The organism is Salegentibacter maritimus, assembly GCF_016236975.1.
Lineage (GTDB): Bacteria > Bacteroidota > Bacteroidia > Flavobacteriales > Flavobacteriaceae > Salegentibacter > Salegentibacter maritimus.
In genome coordinates, this window is the sequence record NZ_JAEHNY010000016.1 from 1 (window position 1) to 23356 (window position 23356).

23 protein-coding genes are annotated in these 23356 nt (G+C 35.3%); 10 read left to right on the plus strand and 13 right to left on the minus strand.

The features are described 5' to 3' along the window. Together I6U50_RS14790 and I6U50_RS14795 are read left to right on the plus strand one after the other, a co-directional pair. Positions 1-1169, plus strand: a 1169-nt coding sequence (locus tag I6U50_RS14790) for a gliding motility-associated C-terminal domain-containing protein (RefSeq protein ID WP_198639414.1), incomplete at its 5' end; no start/stop codon positions are given. A gap of 62 nt (positions 1170-1231) precedes the next feature. Further along, complete coding sequence (locus tag I6U50_RS14795; RefSeq protein ID WP_232805960.1) at positions 1232-2155, plus strand: PorP/SprF family type IX secretion system membrane protein; 924 nt, start codon at positions 1232-1234, stop codon at positions 2153-2155. Between the two features lie 194 nt (positions 2156-2349). Here I6U50_RS14795 and I6U50_RS14800 read toward each other — a convergent pair whose 3' ends face one another. The 3 genes from I6U50_RS14800 to I6U50_RS14810 all read right to left on the minus strand — a co-directional run bounded on the left by I6U50_RS14800 (position 2350) and on the right by I6U50_RS14810 (position 4671). Beyond that, entirely contained in the window at positions 2350-2802 is a 453-nt protein-coding gene (locus I6U50_RS14800) for a cold-shock protein (protein WP_193709455.1), read from the minus strand. 295 nt (positions 2803-3097) lie between these two features. Further along, positions 3098-3808, minus strand: coding sequence for a TVP38/TMEM64 family protein (locus I6U50_RS14805; RefSeq protein ID WP_198639415.1), 711 nt, complete (start codon positions 3806-3808; stop codon positions 3098-3100). Between the two features lie 5 nt (positions 3809-3813). Beyond that, positions 3814-4671 (minus strand): SdiA-regulated domain-containing protein, encoded by an 858-nt coding sequence (locus I6U50_RS14810; RefSeq protein WP_198639416.1) that lies wholly within the window; start codon positions 4669-4671, stop codon positions 3814-3816. Between the two features lie 564 nt (positions 4672-5235). Between I6U50_RS14810 and I6U50_RS15955 the strand changes: the two genes are divergently transcribed. Continuing rightward, positions 5236-5373: a hypothetical protein gene (locus I6U50_RS15955; RefSeq protein ID WP_198629199.1), complete on the plus strand. Its 138-nt coding sequence runs from the start codon at positions 5236-5238 to the stop codon at positions 5371-5373. A 182-nt stretch (positions 5374-5555) separates the two neighbouring features. Then, on the plus strand, positions 5556-7853 hold the full coding sequence (locus I6U50_RS14815; protein ID WP_198639417.1) for a penicillin-binding protein 1A: 2298 nt from the start codon (positions 5556-5558) through the stop codon (positions 7851-7853). Positions 7854-8029: 176 nt separating this feature from the next. Here I6U50_RS14815 and I6U50_RS14820 read toward each other — a convergent pair whose 3' ends face one another. Next, a complete protein-coding gene (locus I6U50_RS14820) occupies positions 8030-9544 on the minus strand; it encodes a DEAD/DEAH box helicase (RefSeq protein WP_193709451.1) in 1515 nt (504 codons plus the stop codon). Positions 9545-9702: 158 nt separating this feature from the next. On the opposite strand from I6U50_RS14820, the gene I6U50_RS14825 reads away from it, so the two are divergent. Continuing rightward, positions 9703-10398, plus strand: coding sequence for a Crp/Fnr family transcriptional regulator (locus I6U50_RS14825; protein ID WP_198639418.1), 696 nt, complete (start codon positions 9703-9705; stop codon positions 10396-10398). Positions 10399-10516: 118 nt separating this feature from the next. Then, positions 10517-11080, plus strand: coding sequence for a hypothetical protein (locus I6U50_RS14830; RefSeq protein ID WP_198639419.1), 564 nt, complete (start codon positions 10517-10519; stop codon positions 11078-11080). Positions 11081-11237: 157 nt separating this feature from the next. Here the strand turns inward: I6U50_RS14830 and cysM are convergent, their stop codons facing one another. The 8 genes from cysM to I6U50_RS14870 form a co-directional block, all read right to left on the minus strand. After that, positions 11238-12122 carry a cysteine synthase CysM gene (cysM, locus tag I6U50_RS14835; RefSeq protein WP_193709448.1) on the minus strand — a complete coding sequence of 295 codons (885 nt, stop codon included), beginning with the start codon at positions 12120-12122 and terminating at the stop codon, positions 11238-11240. After that, on the minus strand, positions 12122-12910 hold the full coding sequence (gene epsC / locus I6U50_RS14840) for a serine O-acetyltransferase EpsC (protein ID WP_193709447.1): 789 nt from the start codon (positions 12908-12910) through the stop codon (positions 12122-12124). The genes cysM and epsC overlap by 1 nt, the downstream gene beginning before the upstream one ends. Before the next feature lie 204 nt (positions 12911-13114). Beyond that, positions 13115-13627: a DUF6155 family protein gene (locus I6U50_RS14845; protein ID WP_198639420.1), complete on the minus strand. Its 513-nt coding sequence runs from the start codon at positions 13625-13627 to the stop codon at positions 13115-13117. Next, positions 13628-15871, minus strand: a complete 2244-nt coding sequence (locus I6U50_RS14850; protein WP_232805961.1) for an FUSC family protein — start codon at positions 15869-15871, stop codon at positions 13628-13630. It lies immediately after the preceding gene. A 220-nt stretch (positions 15872-16091) separates the two neighbouring features. Then, a complete protein-coding gene (locus I6U50_RS14855; protein ID WP_198639421.1) occupies positions 16092-17150 on the minus strand; it encodes an ArsO family NAD(P)H-dependent flavin-containing monooxygenase in 1059 nt (352 codons plus the stop codon). Beyond that, positions 17150-18199, minus strand: a complete 1050-nt coding sequence (gene arsB, locus I6U50_RS14860; RefSeq protein WP_198639422.1) for an ACR3 family arsenite efflux transporter — start codon at positions 18197-18199, stop codon at positions 17150-17152. Before arsB ends, I6U50_RS14855 begins: the two co-directional genes overlap by 1 nt. A 173-nt stretch (positions 18200-18372) precedes the next feature. Further along, positions 18373-18705 (minus strand): ArsR/SmtB family transcription factor, encoded by a 333-nt coding sequence (locus tag I6U50_RS14865; RefSeq protein ID WP_193709443.1) that lies wholly within the window; start codon positions 18703-18705, stop codon positions 18373-18375. 196 nt (positions 18706-18901) lie between these two features. Further along, the gene (locus I6U50_RS14870; RefSeq protein ID WP_198639423.1) at positions 18902-19612 is read right to left on the minus strand and encodes an SDR family oxidoreductase; all 711 of its coding nucleotides are present in this window, start codon (positions 19610-19612) and stop codon (positions 18902-18904) included. Positions 19613-19893: 281 nt separating this feature from the next. On the opposite strand from I6U50_RS14870, the gene I6U50_RS14875 reads away from it, so the two are divergent. From I6U50_RS14875 to I6U50_RS14890, 4 genes are all read left to right on the plus strand, one after another. Then, positions 19894-20268 (plus strand): hypothetical protein, encoded by a 375-nt coding sequence (locus I6U50_RS14875; RefSeq protein ID WP_193709441.1) that lies wholly within the window; start codon positions 19894-19896, stop codon positions 20266-20268. Between the two features lie 184 nt (positions 20269-20452). Beyond that, the gene (locus I6U50_RS14880) at positions 20453-21070 is read left to right on the plus strand and encodes a YqaA family protein (protein WP_193709775.1); all 618 of its coding nucleotides are present in this window, start codon (positions 20453-20455) and stop codon (positions 21068-21070) included. Between the two features lie 78 nt (positions 21071-21148). Next, positions 21149-21925, plus strand: coding sequence for a DUF1206 domain-containing protein (locus I6U50_RS14885; RefSeq protein ID WP_198639424.1), 777 nt, complete (start codon positions 21149-21151; stop codon positions 21923-21925). An 89-nt stretch (positions 21926-22014) separates the two neighbouring features. Beyond that, on the plus strand, positions 22015-22173 hold the full coding sequence (locus I6U50_RS14890) for a YqaE/Pmp3 family membrane protein (protein ID WP_193709774.1): 159 nt from the start codon (positions 22015-22017) through the stop codon (positions 22171-22173). A gap of 66 nt (positions 22174-22239) precedes the next feature. Here I6U50_RS14890 and galE read toward each other — a convergent pair whose 3' ends face one another. Beyond that, a complete protein-coding gene (gene galE / locus I6U50_RS14895; RefSeq protein ID WP_198639425.1) occupies positions 22240-23277 on the minus strand; it encodes a UDP-glucose 4-epimerase GalE in 1038 nt (345 codons plus the stop codon). Positions 23278-23356 lie beyond the last annotated feature (79 nt).

Here is a 23356-nt window from a genome sequence, read left to right on the forward strand (position 1 = left end):
CGCTAGACGGTGCAACCGAGGTTAGCATCAGTGAAAATATTAGCTGGGATGCTGTACCAAATGCCGATGGATATTATATAAATATCGGGACAACTCCAGAAGGAAATGACCTGGTAAATAATGCTGAGCTGACAACAACAAGTTATAGCCATACAACCGACTTCCCTGAAAATACCACAATCTATGTTTCGGTTACTCCTTATAATGTGGTAGGAAGTGCCACAGGATGTCCAGAAATAAGTTTTACCACAGAGAGCTTCGCAAATCCGAGCGTTCCGGATTGTACTACAATTACCAGTCCGGTAGACGGTGCAACCGATGTTTGCATCAGTGAAAATATTAGCTGGGATGCTGTACCAAATGCCGATGGATATTATGTGAATATCGGGACAACTCCAGGAGGAAATGATCTGGTAAATAATACCGATCTTACAACAACAAATTATAACCCTACAACCGATTTCCCTGAAAATACTACAATTTATGTTTCGGTTACTCCTTATAATGCTATTGGTAATGCCACAGGATGTACAGAAATAAGTTTTACCACAGAGAGCTTTGCAACTCCGAGCATTCCAAATTGTTCTACAATTACCAGTCCGGTAGACGGTGCAACCGAGGTTAGCATCAGTGAAAATATTAGCTGGGATGCTGTACAAGATGCCGATGGATATTATATAAATATCGGGACAACTGTAGGAGGAAATGACCTGGTAAATAATACCAATCTTACAACAACAACTTATAGCCATACAACCGATTTCCCTGAAAACACCACTATCTATGTTTCGGTTACTCCTTATAATGCGGTAGGAAATGCTACGGGATGTACAGAAATAAGTTTTACCACAGAAACTACTAATATTACTGTAAGCGAAACAAAATATGGCTTTTCACCTAACGATGATGGTATTAACGACTATTGGGTTATTGGGGGAATAGAGAATCATCCTAACAATATAGTTTCCATATATAATCGCTGGGGAGATATTGTATTCCGTATTCAAGGTTATAATAATCAAAACAATGTTTTTAGAGGAATAGCTAACAAATCAACCAAACTTGGAGGTAGCAACTTACCTTCAGGCACGTATTTCTTTACCATTGAAAATGTTACTAAAAACCATCGACTTAAAAAATTAAAAGGCTTTCTAGTCTTAAAGCGTTAAAGATCATTTATAGATTTTTAAGAAAAATGATTGTTACTATTCAAATAACTAAATAGAAATAAATGGCTCAGAAAGTTTACATGACTAAAAAATATAAAACGGCCATAACCACTTGTTTTATTGTTTTTATATGCACCTATATTTCTAGTGCACAACAAACCGCTTTATTCCCGGAATATAATTACAATCCTTTTATATTAAATCCTGCTTATTCCGGAATTGCTGAAAGCCCCGAAGCTTCTATAAGCAATTATGGGTATTTAAATAATATAGAAGGGAGCCCAACAACACTTAGTTTTAGTTTCCATACACCCATTAACAACAATAAAATGGGTTTGGGAGCAGCAGTTTTGCACGATAAAATAGGGGTAACCACCAGTACAAGAGCATTTGTGGCCTATTCTTATAAAATATTTTTCGATGTGGAGAATAATCGGCCTTATTGGCAAGTATACGATCAGAATGTATTGTCCTTTGGTATTACCGCTGGCGTGCAACAGTTTAATGAAAATTTATTGGATTTGGGCATTACCAATGATCCTAAGTTTGATGAAAACATAAATGCCAATATTCCCACAATGGGAGTGGGTATTCTATACAATAGGGCAAACTTTTATCTGGGAGTTTCAGCTCCCAATATTTTAGGCGATAAACTAGCATCAAGAAATGATTTGAACCTGAGTAATCCGTTTTATGGTTATTTCGGATATCGTTTTTTCACTAATAGATTTCAGGAAATTATGATTAAACCTAGCGCACTTTTAAAATATGAAAATGGAGCACCATTACAAATAGATGCGAATATTGCCGTAAATTTTAAAAATAAGTTTGAAATTGGTACTGGATATAGAAGTAGCCATTCTATAAATTTTCTAGGTGGAATTTATGCCTTACAAAATTTTAAGTTTGTTTACTACTATAACTTCGGCCTAAAAAATGGGATACTAGGAAATAATCACGGTATTATCGTAGCCTATAAGTTTTAAAACTAATTTTAATAGCTCAGTATCAAGCTGATCCTAATTTTTAATTCTAAAAAACTACAATCTCCTGAATGTAAAAATATACACTGTAGCACTTCGTATTTATTCCACCACAAAGCCTAAAACTTTTATTAAAGATTGGGAAAAATAAAAAGGTTTAGCAATATGCATTACCAAACCTTATTGTTATTATAGGTCTACTGCTGTTTTACTCGTACAGCATTCATACCTTTCATTCCTTTTTCAAGTTCAAAGCTTACCTTATCATTTTCATTAATCTCATCGATTAATCCGGTAACGTGAACAAAATACTTTTCGTTATTTTCTGAGTCGATTATAAATCCAAAACCTTTAGAATGGTCAAAAAAGGAAACCTTTCCATTTCTTACAGGATCTTCCTCTGGTAAATCTTCTTTCTTAGGAATACCAATTTCTATACTTTCGGCTTCAACTTCAACCTTTTGGGAAGGATCTGGTGGTGTATCAGTAAGATTACCATCTGCATCTACATAAGCGATCATATCCTCAAAGCTACCTCCTTTATTTGAGTTTTCTTTTCGCTCCTGCTTTCTAAGCTCCTTCTCCTTTCTTTTTTTTATTTTCTTTTTTTCTTTTTCAGTTTTACTAAATGTCTGCTGCGATTTGCCCATTAGTTATGTTTAATTAATAATTAGGTGAGTAAGCTTGGAATTACCTGAAGAGATTACCGGTAGTGGCAAGGCTAATAACCATCTATATGTAAAGAAAGTTAAGAATCCCTGTTAGGATACAGCTTAAACTTTTACAAAGATAAGTGATAGAAATTAAAATACTTAATTTGAAGGAGATAAATTATTTTATGCTAAAGCCAGATGGCCATTTAGTAGGTTTTTCAGGTCTCAAGATAAACCTCTCAGCAATAAATTTAGGTTACCAGGTAAATAATTTCTAAATTAAATACTTGAGCTAATTTTTATTCCCTCGTTTATTTTTATCCCACCAAACATATAAAATAAAAATTATTAAGCTTACAATAGACCCCCAGAGTAGACCGGTTTTTAAACCACTTGTACTTTTTCCTATAATGGCTATAAAAATAGTTAATGGTGCGATTCCAACCAGTGTGGCTCCAATAAAACGCCAGTAGCCCATTTTAAGAATGCCACCTACAAAACTAATGGCATCGTTAGATAGAAACGGATTTATTCTGGTTACAATAACTGCCCAAAAGCCATAATCTTCAATAAAATCTTCTATTTTATTTTCATTCTTTGGGCCAATTAATTTCTTTACGATCACAGGACCAAAATACCTTCCTATAAAGTAACCTACACTGGAAGCCGAAAAAATTGCAGCAAAAATAATTAAGCTTCCAAAGATAGGTCCGTAAGCCAGAATAGAGACTACCATTAACGCAACCGATGGAATTACTATTAAAAACATTTGTGCCACCATGGCCAAAATAAGAACTGTTGGTCCCAGCCATCCAAATTCTGAAACCCAATTGGTTATTCTTTCTTCATCGTTACTGGTTAAAACACTCCAGGCTTCTGAAAAAAAATCTTTAACTCCGGGAATAAAAAAATAAGCCGCAACAAAGGCAATTATTATAGTTCCTGATACTATTAGGGGTGCTTTACTTTTCTTAACTGAAGTGGTCTCTATAGAATCGGCCATAAACCTTATTTGGTATTTAGTTTGAGTCTTAAAATATTTGCAGGCTGTCTTCGGCTTTCGTTAGAAATATACAAGCGGTTTTTTTCATCAAAATCTAAAGCCTCGGGTTGCGGAAAAGTCTCTGTGTCTAAAATATGAATATTACTTTCTGTTCTATTTTTTTGGAGGATAATAAGTTTTGGTTGATTTCCTTCTAAAACATATAATTCTCCCGTTTTTGGATGAAACCTTATGGCAGAGGGCCTAATTACCTGTGATGCCTTCCCCCCTACTAAATCTTTATAGATTTTAGCTTCACCATCCAGGCTTACAAAAGTTTGCTCTTCTACAGTTTTAGTAGAAAGATTAAAGGCATAAATTTCCTTAATAGCTTTACGATTATTATATTCTTTTACAGCAAAGAGCAAACGATTATTTACTCTATCTATTTCCAAACTTTCCACATCATTTATATCTAATCCCGATACCTGATAACTATTCGTTTTAAAACTTTTACTCCTAAAATTTTTAACCTCAATAATTTTGGCATCGCTTCTAAGTACATAAGCCGTATCTTCCAGAACAGCAATATCTTCGTAATCGCCAGGTTCTCCAAATTCAATTCGCGATGTAATTTTTGAGGTTTCCAAATTAAAAATAAAGATGGTACCATCTTCATCCTGGATACAAGCCATTTCATTATTTCCTAAATAACTGATACCTGAAATTTCTTCTAGAATGGGTGGTAACTCCCACTTCTTTTCAATAGAATAGGTTTTATTAGCATCATCAAAAGAAATATAACTATTGTCCTTAAAGATCCAGTATATAAGTCCGGCTACAATAAAAATTGCAGCTATAATCCCCAAAATTATTCTATTCATTTTCATAAGGTTTCTAGAATAAGGTCCTAAAGTAAGTTTATTCCTAAGCTTTGCCTGTATAATTAAATATTATTAACAGACGAATTTAAAAATTAGCTTAAACAGCAAGTCCAAAACCCGCCAAAAACACCCTGATTTGTTAAAAATAAGTTAATTTAGTACTATTTATAACATAGTACTGTAACAAACAAGATTGCTAACAGTCTATTAGGTATAACATTTAATTATAGAAATTATGAAAACTTCAGAAACCCTTAGCAGAGCATTTTTTAATCAAGAAAGAAATAGTACTAAGAAAAACTGGAATAGTAAAAGACGCTATTTAAGATAATCCTAAAACCTAGAAATTATGAAAACTTCAGAAACCATTAGCAGAGCATTTTTTAATCAGGAAAAAAATAGTACCAAGAAAAACTGGAATAGTAAAAGACGCTATTTAAGATAATCCTAAAACCTAGAAATTATGAAAACCTTTCAAAACAATCGTCCTTTTTTAAATCAGTTAAAATCAAACCATCGTAGTAACTGGGATATAAAACGTCGTTACTAAAAAAACTTAACATTATGAAAATCCACGAATATATCAACCGAAATTTTGGAAGCGTAAGAGATTGCCAGTTATATGGGAAAAAGCCAAATATTAAATTTCAGGAAAATTTTACAAGAAACAACTGGCATTTAAACCATCAACCTATGTGTTGATCTTAAAATAAATTCTTTATGAAATGTATTATTCCTTAGCCGGCACAATGTAATTTGTGACCGGCTTTTTTATAGCCAATTTTAGATACACCTGAAAACCTGCACTTTAAAAACTTAAAAAATCTTTAAATAGGAAACCCTTTTTATATGGTATTTGTTTATTTGTAACAATAAAATTTACTATGCTCAATAAAATTAAAAGGAAACCCTGGCTTAAATGGGCTTTCATAACTCTGGTAAGTCTTTTTAGCGTTTTTATAATATTTTTTGCCAGCATTTATTTTGGAGCCTGGGGTGAACTCCCTTCCTCTACCGAATTAAAAGAACTCAGACAAAACAGGGCTACAGAGGTTCTGGCCGATAATGGTGAACTTATTGGGAAATTTTATGTTTTTGATCGGCAACCCATTACATTTGAAGAACTTCCCAGTCATTTAATTAACGCACTGGTCGCAACTGAAGACGCACGCTTTTTTGAACACAACGGAATTGATAACCGCAGTCTTCTAAGGGTGCTTTTTAAATCTATTCTACTTCAGGACGATTCTTCCGGTGGTGGTAGTACTATTAGCCTTCAATTGGCCAAAAATATCTACGGAAGAAAAGATTATGGACCGCTTGGAATTGTTGTCAATAAATTTCAGGAAGCCATTATCGCAAAAAGGCTGGAAGATATTTATTCAAAAGAAGATATTCTCAAACTTTATTTCAACACGGTACCTTTTAGTGATAATACCTACGGAATAGAGAGTGCTTCTATGAAATTCTTCGGGAAACATACCTCAGAAATCAATCTTGAAGAAGCCGCCGTTTTAGTAGGCACATTAAAAGCATCCCATTCTTATAATCCAAGAATTTTCCCTGAAAGAAGTCGGTTGCGAAGGGATGTTGTTTTAGAACAAATGGGAAAGTATGGCTATTTAACAGAGGCCGAAGTAAATGAAGCAAAGCAAAAAGCACTGGTTCTTAATTACAAAAACTATGGTCACGATAAAGGATTGGCTCCCTATTTTAGGGCCCAAATAAGAAAAGACTTGAGTAAAATCCTGGATACATTAAAAAACAAGGATGGTAAAAAGTTTAATATTTATAGAGATGGTTTAAGTATACACACCACCTTAAATTATAAAATGCAAAGTTTGGCCGAAGAGGCTTTAAAAGAACATTTGCGGGCTCTTCAAAAACAGCACGAAGAAGCCTGGGGAAAGAGTGCCCCCTGGTTAACAAATCAAAACATAGTAAAAGAAGCCCTTAAGAAAACCTCGGCCTGGAAAAAACTGGCCACGGAAGGCAAAAGTGAGAATCAAATTCTGGAAATTTTAAATAGAAAAAAATCAATAGAACTTTTTGATTACGATAAAGTTGAAACTAGAAATATTAGCACTAAAGACAGTGTAGCACATTATTTAAAATTCCTAAACGCAGGGATGCTGGCCGTTACACCACAAACCGGTGCGGTACAGGCCTGGGTTGGCGGCATAGACTTTAGATATTTTAAATACGATCATGTTTCACAAAGTAAGCGCCAGGTAGGCTCTACATTCAAGCCGTTTGTTTACACCGCAGCCCTTGAGAACGGGATGGATCCATGCACCTACTTTTCGGCAAGAGAAGTAAGTTATGCCAATGGCTGGACTCCTTCTAATTCAGGAGGTGATGAAGAAGATCCGCATATAAATTATAACTTAAAGGAAGCACTAAGTAAGTCTATGAACACTATTGCCGTTAAAGTACTTATGGAGACAGGAATTCAAGGGGTAGTGAACCAGGCAAAAGCTATGGGTATAAATTCTGAACTCCCCAAAGTTCCATCAATCGCATTGGGAACGGCTTCTTTAAGTCTAACCGAGTTAACCAGGGCTTATACGCCATTTGTGAATAATGGAAAAACGAGTAAGCCTTTTTATATCTCCAGAATTGAAGATGACCAGGGAAACATTTTAGCTGAATTTAAGCCTGAAATTTCAGAGGCCCCATCTATTTCCGAGACCAACCGAAAAATCATGATAGACATGATGAAAGCTACGGTAAACCAGGGAACGGCCACCAGGCTAAGAACCACTTACGGATTAAGTAATGATATTGCGGGCAAGACAGGTACTACACAAAACAATAAAGATGGCTGGTTTGTGGGTATTACCCCCAACCTACTTGCAGTTACCTGGGTTGGTGCCGACGACCATAGAATAGGCTTCAGAAACACCTATATTGGCCAGGGAGCAAATTCGGCATTACCAATTTTTGCTAAACTCATGCAAAAAATGAATATGGATACCAGCTTTAACGATATCACAAAAGCCCGGTTTGCTCCTATCTCTTCTGAAATTAGTGAAATGTTGGATTGCGATCCTGTAAAAAGAGACGGTTTTTTTAAACGTTTATTTGGTGGAAGCGATAAGGATAAACCTGAAAAAGAGGAGAAAAAAGAGAAAAAGAAAGGCTTCTTTAAACGCCTTTTTGGTGGGAAAGATAAAGACTAGAAGCTATAGAAAACAAACTTACTAAAGTACTATAAAAGGTCCATAGCTGATATAAATTGTAAAAAAGGCATTATTAATTAAACAATTTATTTAAATATTGTTTAATTAATAATGCCCATACACTCTATATTCGATATTTAATGCATTTAAAGCTTACCAGGAAAGGTAATTTGCTTCTAAAATTCTTTATTGATGGCCATTCTCAGTTTTCTCGAGTAATCCTCTTCCAGCCAATCGCGATAATTCTTGGTACTTTTACTAATACAATAAGAGTATTGTTTAATTCTTGAAGCAATATCGTCTTTTAGTTCTTTGGCCAAAATTCGAGCATCAAAAACATCTTCAGAATTTTCTACGCACATTTTTACGTGTTGCTCCATAGACCATTCTAAAACCGCCTTCGATTTTAATCCTTTTTTTATAACCTCATCATATGCTTCTTCCACATCAAAATCTACATTTTCGGATTTAGAAAATTGCTCTCGTATTTCGGGAGGCATTACATATTTAAATTCCCGCTCTATTTCTTCATCACTCAATAAATTTTCAAAATAGAAATCTGGGGCTCTAAAAATTTGTTTCCAGTCTACCGGGGCACTCCATTCGCCAAATCTTGCGAGGTTATTACCTAAATCTATCACGTTAAATTCAGATTTTCCCGGTAAGACCCTTGATCCTCTACCAATCATTTGAAAATAAAGGGTTAATGATTTTGTAGCCCTATTCAAAACTATAGTTTCTACCGTAGGTTCATCAAAACCGGTAGTAAGAATACTAACGGAGGTTACAATAGCGTCAGGCGTATGTTTAAACCATTTTAAAATATCCTTTCTATCCTGTTTACTAGTGGTGTTATCCAGGTGCCGAATAGGCAAACCTGCATTTCTAAAGGTTTCATAGACCTCTATTGACGTATTGATACCATTATTAAAAATAAGTGTTTTCTTACCGCGGGAACGCTCGTAATAGGCGTTTAACAACTTTTCCTGCATAGAAATGTTAGAATACAATTCTTCAGAAGATTTTACGGTATAATCTCCATTCATTCCCACCTTTAAACTCGTAAGGCCTACGTTGTAACTAAAAGTATTTGCCCGGGCCAAAAAGCCTTTTTCAATAAGAGAGCCTATAGAATCACCTACAATTAATTCGCGGTAATTATCTTTCATAGGCAACTTAATATTGGAGCTAAGTGGTGTAGCCGTAACTCCAAGTATAAAGCATTTTTCAAAAAATTTGAATAGTTTTCTAAATGAATTATAATGGGCTTCATCTATAATTACCAAACCAATGTCCTGAATCTCCAATTTCTCGTCGTGTAGACGATTGTTCAGGGTTTCTACCATGGCTACAAAGCACATGTAATTTTCCTGGTCTGGTAATTCCTTTACCTTAGAATTAATAATCTTGTTACGTACCCCAAACCCATCTAGCATATTAGAGGTTTGTTTACACAACTCGATTCTATGGGTAAGAATAAGTACTTTTTTTTGAGTTCGTTGAATATATTCCCGCACCATTTGTGAAAATATAACCGTTTTACCACCACCTGTAGGCAACTGATAAAGAAGGTTATAATGTTCAGGATGCTTATCTATCACACCAAAGATTTTGTCTATATCTTTTTGTTGATAGTCATAAAGTTGTTTATCTACTTTCTTATCTTCTATTCCAAAGGTTTCCACCGCCATAATTTTTGTTCAAATCTGCAAGTTTGCAAAAATAGCTGATTTCTTAGGTTTAAAGAAATATTTAGGAAACAAATACGAATTAAAAGGGAAGAATTTATTAAATTTAGAACTTATTTCTACTCTCCCCGGTTGACTCATTTTTTTCAAACTGCTTGATTATGAAGAAGAACGGTAGTACAAACAGGAGTGGCTTAGATGTTATAGGTAATAATCTTCTTTTTAATGATTTTAAGCAGGAAACTCTGGCTGAAATCGCCTCTAACTTTGTAAAGGAGATTTGGCCGGCACGCACTTGCAGCAACTGCAAAAATTTAAAGCATAAATTTCATATTATAATTTCAGGACGTTTAAAGGTATATCAAACCAACAAAGAAACTGGTAGGGAGTTTACCTTGTTTTTACTGAAGCAAAACGATTTTTTTGATGTAATTTCTTTAGTTGATAATTGTAATCATAAAATTTATTACGAGTCTTTAGAGGAAGTACATATGTTAACGACCCCTACCTTTACCATGCAAAAATGGTTAAAATTATATCCCGAGCTTAATGAAAAACTGCTAACATACATAGGGAAACAGCTTCTACGCGTAGAAGACTATGCTATTAATCATACTTTTTTCGAAATTCCGGCACGTCTTGCAAGGTTAATTTTAAAAAACCTGAATCATGAATCTCAAAAGCTAGAATATATACATGATCTTTCTAACGACGAAATAGCAAATTTAATAGGCTCTACAAGAGCTGTAGTTAACAGGCATTTCCAAAATTTTAAAAAGGAAGGTATTTTGAAAATAAGCCGAAAAAAAATGGAAGTAATTAACTTACCACTACTTTTAAAGAAAGCAACTAATTAATAAACAACCGTTAAAAACTATTAAAGCTTGAAATACTGCTACTTAGGTAGTTTTATTGGGCTTAAGAGAAGATTACTTTTGGCATATAATTATTTATTAATCTCTAAAATAAAATATTATGAAAAAGTTAATCTTAAGCCTATTGTGTTTCACCATTGTGGGAATGGTATATTCACAAGGTATAATTAAGCTAGACGAATTAAGGATGGATTTTAATCCAAAGTCTCTGGAAATTGATGAAACATCAAATACGCTAACATTTCAGGTTAGTGAAGACTACGTTGGACAATTTCACGCTAATCCTTTAAAATATGCAAGAGAAAATTTTAGCATTGAAGATTTTATTGAGGCCAATCAGGATAAAGGCTACGATAAATATACCGTAAGTTTTATTACCAATAAAGGTAAACTAAAAGTAAATTATAATAGAAATGGTGAGGTTATTTCCAGTAACCAACGCTTTGTAGACGTTAATTTACCAAACAGAACCCTTGTAAAAATCTTAAGAGCCAATGAAGGTTACAGTATTGTAGGAACCAAACATTTGGCATTTACAAAGTCTGGATGGACTATTGATAAAGAATATTATAAAGTGAAACTTGAAAATGGTAAAAACAAGAAAAATGTAAAAATGAATGTTACTAGAGACGCCACAGGTTATGCTGTAGCTACTTTAGAGTAAAACACCTCGGGGTAAGTTCAAAAGAAATTTATTGAAACAAATTTCAATTTCGAGGCAGGCAGCCGGGTATTATACCCATTGGTTTTGCCAACAAAGCCACTTAAATAGGTTCTATATTCACTCCGGAAATTTTTTTTCAATTTCCGGAGTATTTATTTTAATCAAAAATATGAGACGATAAATAACGGTCCCCACGATCGCAAACTATACTAACAACAACACCTTCCTCTAATTCATTACATAGTCTAAGAGCGGCAGCAGCGGCACCTCCACTACTCATACCGGCAAAAATCCCTTCTTCTTCGGCCAGTTTTTTAGTCATTGCAACAGCTTCCTCCTCACTTACCTCCAGTATTCGGTCTACTTTTGTAGGTACAAAAATTTTAGGAAGATAGGCTTCGGGCCATTTTCTAATTCCGGGAATTCTGGAGTTATCGGTTGGTTGCACCCCAACAATTTGAATTTCATTATTCTTTTCCTTTAAATAGGTAGAAGTTCCCATAATGGTTCCGGTAGTTCCCATAGAAGAGACAAAATGCGATATTTTATGCCGGGTATCGTTCCAAATTTCTGGTCCGGTAGTATGATAATGGGCCTGCCAATTATCATTATTACTAAACTGATTGATCATAAAATAATCACCTTCGGCCATTTTAGTTTCTGCATAATCCCTGGCTCCTTCAATACCCCCTTCGGCATCTGTAAGTGTAACTTTAGCTCCATATGCACGCATAGTTTGTACACGTTCTATGGTAGAATTTTCGGGCATTACCAATTCAATATCTAATTTAAATATCCTAGCTACCATAGCAAGGGCTATACCGGTATTTCCGCTTGTGGCTTCAATAAGTTTAGTTTCCCGGGTTATGTCTCCCCTATCTAGTGCACTTTTAATCATATTATAGGCTGCACGATCCTTTACACTTCCACCCGGGTTTTGACCTTCAAGCTTAAAGTAGAGTTCCACCTTTGGGTTTTCAACTAAAGTTTGGGCTTTCACCAAAGGTGTATTTCCTATTAAATCTAATATAGAATTATTCATTATCTATTCGTATTTTTTATATTGATTTGTGGATTATGTGAAACCATGGAGTTTTTAGGCACAGAAGCCGTTAACCATACATTTCCTCCTATCACACTATTGGCCCCTATAATTGTTTCACCTCCTAAAATAGTAGCATTCGCATAAATTGTAACATTTTTTTCTATGGTAGGATGCCTTTTTACATCTTTTAAATTGCGATCTACATAAAGTGCCCCCAGGGTTACTCCCTGGTAGATCTTTACATTATCTTCTATAACCGCTGTTTCACCTATTACCACTCCTGTGGCATGATCTATAAAGAAAGGTGTACCAATATGCGCTCCCGGGTTAATATCTGTTCCGGTAAGGGCATGTGCACACTCGGCCATTAAACGTGGCACAAGTGGAAGACCGAATTTATAAAACTCATGGCTAAAACGATAAATAGCTATAGCGAAAAAACCCGGATAAGAAAGAATAACTTCTTCTATGGAATTTGCTGCAGGATCATTCTCTGAAATTGCCCTGGCATCTTTATGTAGTTTTTTTAAAATTTCGGGCAATCTATCTAAATATTCCTGCCAAATATCCCTACAGGGGGTATCTGGCTCCCAGCACACCAAATCTGCAAGTTCTTCAAAATCTTCTCCTAACTTTTTAATATTTTCTTTTACAGGCGTTTCTTCATCAAACAACGTGTAAAATAGGTTATTGGTAAAGGCTTCAGTTTTTTCCTTAATACTGAATTTTAAATTTGGTAAATTTTTTTGTGCCTTTATTTTCTCTATAACTTCACTCTGGCTCATTTAAAACTGCAATTTTTAGAAAGGTACTTTTCGTTTTATTCCAAAAGTAAACAATAGCAAATCAAATTCTACCTAATTTATTATAAATGCTTTCAATGAGCCTATTTAATTTCTATACGAAATAAAAATATTAAGTTCTCTTCTACTTATAAAAGCCTCTCTCTAAATATCCACTCAAATATAAAAGTCAGTTATAAAAGGTATTTATTGAAATTGCATTTCTATCTTTTCAAACCTGTAGGAATTAGGCCATTTTTGTCGTTCGGCTTCGGCAGCAATCTTTAAGATCCTAAGCTTAAATTCAGGCAGGATACCTTCTTTTAAAATAAACTTTACCGCTTCTTCAAAAGATTTAAACATACTTTTACAGAAAGCTTCTTTCAAATTATTTTTTTCATCAGCATAGGTTTGGGCAATTTCAATATTAAAAAGCATAAGGTCTGCTGTTAGATGTGCTTCTACACCAAGCTGCTGAAAATGCTTGATTTCTTTTTGAGCTATAGATCTACGGGCTTTAGGTTTACGCCTGGTTTCCGAAAAATACTCTTTAGATATTTTTAATTTAGCCTTCCGTATAAGTTCTTCTTCTCGTGGATTAAAAACAAAGTCGTAAAAAACCTTTACGGGTTTAAAACGCTCATAAAGGTCTATAATTTGTTCTTCCAATTCTTCTTTTGGTAAATCCTGAAGGTATTTTTTTAACTGGCGTTTACTCATTTAGCTGAATTTTGTTTTCGCTATAGTTTTTTGAAGGTTCTCTGAAATCTCCAACAACCATTGTAATTGACTGCTAACTAATTGCGCTTCCTGTAATTTTAACTGCACCTCCTTTTGACCTTTTCCCGATTCTTCTTTTAACTGGTTTTCTCTTTCTAGAAGTAGTTTTTTATAGGTTTTAAACAACTCTGAAGCTGCTTTTTGAGTTCGGGTAGGATCAACATCCTGTAGTTGCCTGATATCTTCAAGGCCCATTTTGGCATTTTCCAAATTGGTGCTAATATGAAAAACAAAAATCTCGAAATTTTTTGAAGCAGCCGTAGTCTTATGGTTTTGAATAAAAGTTCCTAGCGAGGCCAGTGCAGAAAGGAAGGTTTGGTTTAAACCTACAATTTTATAAAGTTGCCCTAATTCCTTTTGTCTAAATTTTGGCTCCTGCGTCATTCTTTGAAAAGAGGCACTTAAATTACCCATTTCCAGAAATGCTTTTTTTCTGGAAAGCTTATAGGAAGTTGGCAAACCGCCTTTTTTATGATAAAAAGCATCAATTTCTTGCAGGTAAGTTTTATTGGCCCTTATACTTTCGGCAATCACACTTTTAATATGTTGTGATTCCCAGGCAGGCCAAAGAAGAATATTCCCCAACGCAGCCAGGCCGGCCCCCAAAACAGTGTCTATCACCCTAAATTGAATCACACTAAAAACATCGGGTTTTAGAAGTGAATAAATAAATATAATACTCAAGGTTATAAAAACAGCCGCAGTACGATAATTACGTTGCAATAAGGAAAATGCCAGGGTTAACGAAAACAGGCCTAAAACACCATACACAACCTGGTTTTTAACTACCAAAACAATTCCCAGGGCAATAACGGCACCTATTAGGGTTCCTAGAATTCGCTGTTTAGAACGATCTTTGGTAAGCCCGTAATTTGGGCGCATAATTACCACTATAGTGAGAATTATCCAATAAGCATTTTCAAAAGAAAAATATAGTCCAATACCAAAACCTACTAAAACAACGATAGCAAGCCTTAAAGAATGTTTAAAAATTGGCGAGCCAAAATTAAAATTTTCAATTAGAAGTTTGGGATCATAATCCTGTGGGGTAATAAACTGCGAAACTTCTTTATTTTTTAACAAAGTAGTTTCCCGGGTATCTAAATTATGCAATACCCGAATAATGGTATTAATTTTTTGTCCCTGCTTTTCTAAATAATCAAATAGATTTTGAAGCAAAAACGCCTTTTCGGTATTATCGGAAGCAATAAGCCCACGAACTTCCTTAAAGTTCTCCTCTATCCCTTTTAAATACGTCCTAATTTCTTTGGAGCTGGCTTCTTTTTTCTTTTCTATAACAATAGAAATTTCATCCAGTTGAAAAGCAATCTTCTTAATTAATTTTTTAAATCGATGTAGCAGTTCCCGGTCTTCCCCTAAAACTTCATCCATTTTATTATAGTCTACGGGGTTGGCCATGGCCAATTCCAGGATATCTACCAATTCTATAAAAATAAGCAATCTCTTGCGTGCATAATTAGAATTTCCGGAAGCGCGCCTCGCATTTATTAGAAGGTTTCTAAGGCTTTCGTGTTTCTCGTTAAGATCGCTTTGTAGCAAGAATAATTCTTTCTGAAGTTTTTCGCGTTCCCCTGTTTCAGTAAGCAAATGTGCCCTTGTTTTAAGGTACTGCGCAGTTAGCTCGAGGCATTCGGCCAAAAGTTGTTCTGTATGCTGTTTAGGGTTTATAAGAGTCCAAAGATTACTCAATAATAAATAGAAAATTCCACCGGCAGTAATAAGAAGTCCGCGTTCCCAGGGAAGAATTTCAGTAGAAATATTGGCAAAACTTAACACTATGGCAAATAGTCCGGCAAAAGCAACCAGGGAAGCCCTAAATCCATAAACAGCCAAATAAGCTATCCCAAACATTAAAAGTCCCAAAAGCGGAAAAACCAGCCAGAGATAAGCTGATGCATAGGCCATAATTATCGAAACTATTCCCGCCAGCAAGGCTGCTATAATAACTCCAAAATTGCGATGCCTAAAGCTACCGGGGATATCACTGGGCGAACTTAATAAAGCTCCCATTGCCAATACCGAACCTATTTCAGAATTTCCCAACCAAATAGAAACCCCTACCGGCAAACCAATAGACAAGGTAAGCACCATAGCTTTAGAAAAGTCGGTACTTCTAAGGTATTTCAGGAATTCCTGCCAGTAATTGGGAATAATATTGGGCAAATTTGATGCTTTTTTATCGGTAAAGTTACGGTGTATTATAGGTTTTTTCGCACTTCTTTAAGAAATCATAACATTTACTCCATCATAGAATCCTGATTAGAAGAATATCTTTAGTTCATTGCCTCCTAAAAAAATTCCTTTTTTATTGGCACCGCCAAAGCATGAAATATCAATAATACAGTAAATTTTTAGGTTGTTCAACTTATTGTATAGGTATAAATTAAAGACCCTTTAAATAATCGGTTAGCTCTTTTACTGTAGCCCGGGCGCTTCTACCAACCCCAATTAAAGTAGCGCTGGCATACCCCGTCCATCTACCATAACCTACCAGCCAAAGTCCTTCTGTTTGTTTGGCTTTTGTCCCTTCAGTTTTAATTTTCCCCTTTCCATCCAAATGGGCAATATTTTTTAAATGATTAGTAGCATAGTGAAAACCGGTACACCAAATTATAATATCAAACACTTGCTGTGTTCCATCTTCCCAAATCACGCCATCTTGCGTAAATCCGCTTAACTTACCTTTACTTACAAGTACTCCTCTTTGCCTGGCTTGCTTAACGGCAGGAAGCATAACAATATCGCCAAGATTATAATTTTTGAGATTAAATTCCCTCCCTTCATTTTCAGCTTTATATTTAGCTGTGGCCACATTAAAAAGCACGCTACCGTCTACATCGTCTGGTAAAAATTCGGGTTCTTTTAAAGTGGCCCAACTGGTGTGTGCCACTTTAGAAACTTCGGCTAAAATTTGGGCGCCAGAGTTTCCTTCCCCAACAACAAGTACCTTCTTATGCTCTAATTTATCTGTATTTCTATATTGAGATGAATGAATTTGTTTTCCGCGGAAAGTTTCCATTCCCTCAATTTTGGGTATATAAGGTGCATTCCAGGTTCCGGTAGCCGAAATTACTGCCTTTGAAAAAAATTCCCCTTCCGAAGTTTTAAGCCTGAATACAGCCAATTCTTTTTCCACATTTGTGACGTTTACAGGCCTTTTAATTGGAAAATCGTATCGTTCTTCATACGCACACAAATAATTAATTACGTGTTTTTTATCGGGAAACTTATCTTTAGCTTTTGGCATTAACCAACCCGGAAGCGAAGCGTGCTCTGCCGGGGAAAATAAACTTAAAGAATCCCAGGTTTTTTGCCAGGCCCCGCCGCAAGTTTCCTGCCCGTCAAGTACTAGGTAATTCAGGCTTGTTCTTCTCGCGTAATAAGCACAGGCAAGTGCGCTTTGCCCACCTCCAATTATTATTACATCATAGATTTCAGCCATTAGCCTAATTTTTCTTTCGGATAATATTTCTGTTTCAGCCAAAATGCCACGCTAACCAGGCCTATTAAAACAGGAACTTCAATTAAGGGCCCAATCACACCTGCAAAGGCCTGGCCACTGTTTATTCCGAAGACCGCAATAGCTACCGCAATGGCAAGTTCAAAATTATTACCTGTTGCCGTAAAAGAAATGGAGGCATTTTGTTTATAACCAGCTCCAAAATATTTCGAAATAAAGAAACTTATAAAAAACATTGAGACGAAATAAATCACTAAAGGAATAGCTATTAAAACAATATCTACCGGAATATTTACTATGGTTTCTCCTTTTAAACTAAACATAACCAAAATGGTGAATAGTAATGCGATAAGGGTAAGTGGAGAAACTGCCGGAAGAAATTTGTTTTTATACCAGTCTTCGCCTTTGGCCCTAACCAAAAACACCCTACTTAAATAGCCTGCCAGAAAAGGAATACCAAGGTAAATAGCAACGCTTTCTGCAATGGTTCCTATTGAAATATCTACAATGGCAGCTTCAAACCCAAAATAGGGTGGTAAAACAGTAATAAAAACCCAGGCATAAAAACTATAGAAGAATATTTGGAAAATACTATTTAAAGCCACCAAACCGGCGCCATATTCGCTACTACCTTCAGCAAGATCATTCCATACTAAAACCATCGCAATACAACGTGCCAACCCAATTAGAATAAGCCCAACCATATATTCGGGATGATCCTGAAGAAAAATGATAGCTAGAAAAAACATCAATAAAGGCCCTATTATCCAATTAAGTAATAAGGAAATACCAAGGATCTTTATATTCTTAAAAATGCCCGGTAAATACTTATAATTTACTTTAGCCAAAGGGGGATACATCATTAAAATTAATCCAATGGCGATAGGAATATTGGTAGCACCTACACTATACGAATTTATAACACCGGCGCTTTGCGGAACATAATAACCAATAGCCACCCCTATAAACATGGCCAGAAAAATCCATAAACTTAGATATTTATCGAGAAAACCCATTTTCTTTTGAGTCATAAACAGATAGATTTTTTATTGGCACCGCCAATGGGTGTAATGCCCCGAGGCTTGCCGCGAAATTAAAATTTGTTTCCAACGGATGCCTCTTGGGCTTGCCCAGAGGTAATTTACCTGGAAGGAAAATTTAAAATTTTTAGAAAGAATAATAATGCTTATTTAGTTTAAGTGAATTAGCAGCAATCATCATTCATTGGAATATGCGTATCAAAAAAACTATGAAAAAGCTGCTTCACCTCTTCCCATTTTTTAGTATTAATACAATAGCACACGCGCGTACCTTCTATATCACCCTTTATTAGCCCAATATTCTTTAATTCCTTTAGATGTTGGGAAATGGTAGGTTGCGCCAGCCCTACTTCCTGCACCAAATCACCGCAAATACAGGATTTAGATTTTATTATTTCTTGTAAAATTGCAATCCGTGCGGGATGGCCCAGTACTTTAGCGATACCAGCCAGTTCGTTTTGCGACCTTGTAAACATTTCAGATTTTGTAAGCCCCATATAAATTGTTTATTGCAATATTACGATAAATGAACCGATAAAAAAAGAGGCTGTTTGGAAAGTTTAATTGTCGTTAAGCCAAATTTCTTTCTGTGTCTATGATGTCTTCAATAAGACACTTAGATTTTGACATAAATTCAAAATAACCGATAAAATAACCTTTTAAAACAGCCTCTAAATATAACTTAATAAAAAATTATTTTTTTGGTGGCTGCGATGGTCTTACCTCTATCTTACTTGGTAGCGTACGCTTATTCATTTTTAAAAGATCTACTACTAACTCGCCAATATCTTCAGGTTGTATCTTCCAGGCATCTTCAGCATTTGGCGTATGATTGTTAAAATGAGTAGCTACAGATCCGGGCATTATGGTGCTTACATTCACTCCTTTTTGTCTAAGATCTAGCATCACCGCTTGTGTAAATCCTGTTAGGCCAAATTTGCTGGCATTATAAGCAGCTCCTCCTGCAAAAAAATTAGTTCCGGCTAAGCTGGAAATAGTAATAAGGTATCCTTTAGATTTTTCTAGAGCTTCTAAACTAGCTTTAACACTGTAAAATACACCGGTAAGATTGGTGTCTATCGTCTCCTGCCATTGTTTTGGCGATAACTCGCTTATGGAACCAAAATGCCCAATTCCGGCATTGGCTATCATCACATCCATTTGTCCAAATTTATCTATAGCTGCTTTTACGGCATTTTCCTGACTTTCATAATTTCTTACATCGGCTTCGAGACCCAAGGCATCGGTTGCACTTAAATCTTTAGCAGCTGTTTCAGCAGCCTCTTTAGATCTGCTTGTAATAGCTACCTTCATCCCTAAATCTAACAACGCCTGGGCTACTCCATAACCTATACCTTTACTTCCACCGGTTATAAATGCCACTTTTCCTTTTAATGAATTCATAGTATTTCTTATTTTTTTGATTGAGTTAAATCTACTAAACAATGCTATTTTGCTGAAATCTTAAGGACTAAGATATTGTTAATATTAAACCAAGCTTTAAACTAACAACATATAAAAATCTGTTTATCAAAACCATAAGAACCATCTGTTTAAATTAGCAGTCGTATAATTCCAAATATATTTATCTGAATTTCTACTTATTTTTTTCCAAAAATGTTTCATAAAACGACGAAAGCAGTACATTTGCAAAAAATAGTATAACCTGATTAACTTATTTTCTCTTGAACAATATAAAAGCCCAAAAATTACTAAACAAGATTCAGCGTGATTTAATGCGCAACGGAATAATCACCAACACGTTGATAAGCGACCTCAAAGACTTAAGACCCCTTGTAGTAGAAGAAGGGCAGCCTTTATTAGCAAAAGTAATTAGGTTAACCTTTGAACACGTAGAAGCTTACGATTCTTTTAATATTGCCATTCCTGGTGATGAGGCGGTAGAAGAAGGAGAGGAAGCACCGGTACAGGAAGAAACAACCGGACAGGAAAGTCTGGATTATTTACTTTCTCTAATGGCCGACCCCTCAAATCGTGTAAATGAAATTGAGTTGCGTGAATACGTAAACGCATTCAATGAATATGCAGAAGAGAATTAGATCGTAACTTTTATGAATATTACGGCCTGATATTTGAAAGGTATCGGGCAAATCTTATTGAATACCTCAATAAGAAATCATCTCGGGTTTATTCCGGGACATTAAGTAGAGTAATATAGTTTTTTGATACAATATCGAAGTTTTATAAACTTACTTAGTGAGTAAATTGCTAAAGGAGAATTTGATGAAGAAAGATGCGAAATCTAAAAAGAAGTCGCGCATACGCTTGTTACACCAGTATTATAGTTATACCGGTTTTTACAGTTTTGTTTGGAATAGCATAAAGAAAGCAATTTTACCAATCGTTTTATTTATAGCTGCACTTTGGGCTATAGATAGGTTTGTTCTTGATATTGAGGACATGTTGGTTACGGTAACCGAGACTTATTCCCCTTTGGGTATTATTAGTGTTTTCTTTGCTTCAGAATCCCTGCTTGGTTTAATTCCTCCTGAACTATTTATTGCATGGTCAGGTAAATCGGCCAGTCCTATTTTATATCTTTCATTATTAGCCCTTGTATCTTATTTAGGCGGTGTGATCTCCTATTTTATGGGAAGATGGATGACCAAAATCCCGGCTGTTCACGAAGCAATAGAAGTGAAAATGGCTCAACATATTAAAAATACCAGAAAATGGGGTGGCTTTTTAATTATTGTAGGAGCATTACTACCTATTCCCTTTGCCATGACAAGTATTGCAGCAGGTATTATAAAATTTCCATTCCCGAGTTATTTATTGTTTGGTTTACTTAGGTTTGTGCGTTTTTATTTGTATGCCCTGGTAATTTTTGAAATGGTGTAAACACTAAACTTTTCCCAAGAATACTGCTGTTAAATTCCAAAAAAACTAATTTTAAGGAACTAACCTTAAAATTTTAATATGGATTCTAAACTAAAAAATGTAGCCCGTGTTGGCTATGTTGCTAAAGCTTCTGTGTATGGCATCACAGGAGTACTTACCTTTTTGGCTGCTTTTAATATGGGCGGGCAAAAGTCCAGTAAATTACAGATAATTGAATTTTTGGAAAAGCAGCCCTTTGGAAATGCTTTACTAATTCTACTTGGTCTTGGACTTTTATGTTATTCGGTATGGAGATTTATCCAATCTTTAAAAGATCCAGAAAATATTGGTGATGATAAAAAAGCTAAAGCGAAAAGACTGGCATATTTTATAAGTGCTATACTTTACTTTGGTTTATCTGTTTATGCATTTATGACTTTAATTAATGCTGCTTCTTCTGGTAGCGGCAATTCCAGTTCGGGACTTTCGGGTACTGCCGGTGTAATTGTATTTGCAGTAATTGGTATTGGGCTGGCTATTGCAGGTATCTTTCAATTTAAAAAAGCCAAAACAAAAGAATTTTTACAGGATTTTGGTTATGATTCTATTAGTGACGAAAAGAAAAGAAAAACCATTAAAAATACCGGCTATCTTGGGTTAATTGCCCGGGGCATCATATTTTGTATACTTGCCTATATTTTTGTTAAAGCTGCGCTGGCATCAAATACCTCTAATATGAAAGGTACTACTGATGCGTTTTCATTCTTACAGGAATCGCAATATGGCTCGTGGTTAATGGGCATAGTTGCTGCGGGCTTTGTATGCTACAGCATTTATGTATTTATGCTGGCCAGATATAGAAAATTTAAAGCCTGATGTTTTGTTAAACCCCTACCAAGAACTCGTTAAATCTAATTATTAGACTGGTATTTCTATGTAATTTCGATAGTAACAACCAAAAAAATATAATTATGTTAACCATTATTTTAAATATCCTATTACCACCACTATCTGTATTTCTTAAACATGGTTTAGGGGTCACATTTCTAATAAGTCTTTTACTAACTGCCCTGGGCTGGGTTCCGGGGGTAATTCACGCGTTTATTGTGAATGGTACACGGTAGGTATTTATAAATACAAAGAGAGGCTGTTTTAAATTTTGACAGCCTCTCTTATATATATCAGTTAAATTAATTATTCTCCTCTCTTTTCACCACTTCTTTTTGCCATTCCCAGGCACTTTTTAGAGCTTCATCTAAATGTTTTTCGGTTTTCCATCCCAATTCTTTATTGGCCTTTTGTGTATCAGCATAAGCTGCTACGATATCTCCTTCGCGCCTACCCACTATTTTGTAAGGTAATTTTTCTCCGGTAGAGCGCTCAAACGAATTAATAACTTCCAGCACCGAGCTTCCTTTCCCGGTTCCAAGATTAAAAACTTCAAAGTTGCTTTTTTCTCTATTTTTTTGAAGACGTTCTAAAGCCACAACATGCGCTTTGGCCAGGTCTATTACATGAATATAATCTCTTATACAAGTTCCATCGGGGGTTGGATAATCGTCACCAAATACCGAAAGTTCTTTTCTTTTTCCAATAGCAGTTTGCGTAATAAAAGGAATAAGGTTTTGTGGGGTACCAATGGGCAGTTCTCCAATTTCAGCCGATGGATGCGCCCCAATAGGGTTAAAATACCGAAGTGAAATCGCTTTAAAGTTTTTATTTATTTTAGCCGTATCGGTAATTATCTCCTCTCCTATTTGCTTGGTATTTCCGTAAGGAGATTCGGCCTTTTTTACCGGAGCATTTTCGGTAATTGGTAGTTCATCGGCCTGCCCGTAAACCGTACAGGAAGAACTAAAAATAAAATAGGCGCTTTCTTTTTGTTGTAGTTCCTGGAGTAAATAAATTAAGCTTGAAAGGTTATTTTCGTAGTAAAGCAATGGATTTTCAACACTTTCTCCCACGGCTTTGGAAGCAGCAAAATGAATAACCCCTTCAATATCCGGATACTTTTCAAAAAATTCTTTTACCTCATTTTTATTCCGAAGGTCAATATTTTCAAATACCGGTGTTTTTTGGGTTATTTTAGTGATTCCGGCAAGCACATCTATAGAAGAATTAGACAAATTATCTATAATCACCACTTCGTGACCTTTTTCCTGAAGTGCCACCACGGTATGTGAACCTATAAAACCAAGTCCGCCGGTTACCAATATTTTTGAGCTCATTTCTTTTGTTTTAATTAAAATGCAAATTAATAAAATTCAATTTGCTAATCCTTCTTATAGAATATAAATTCACCGCTAA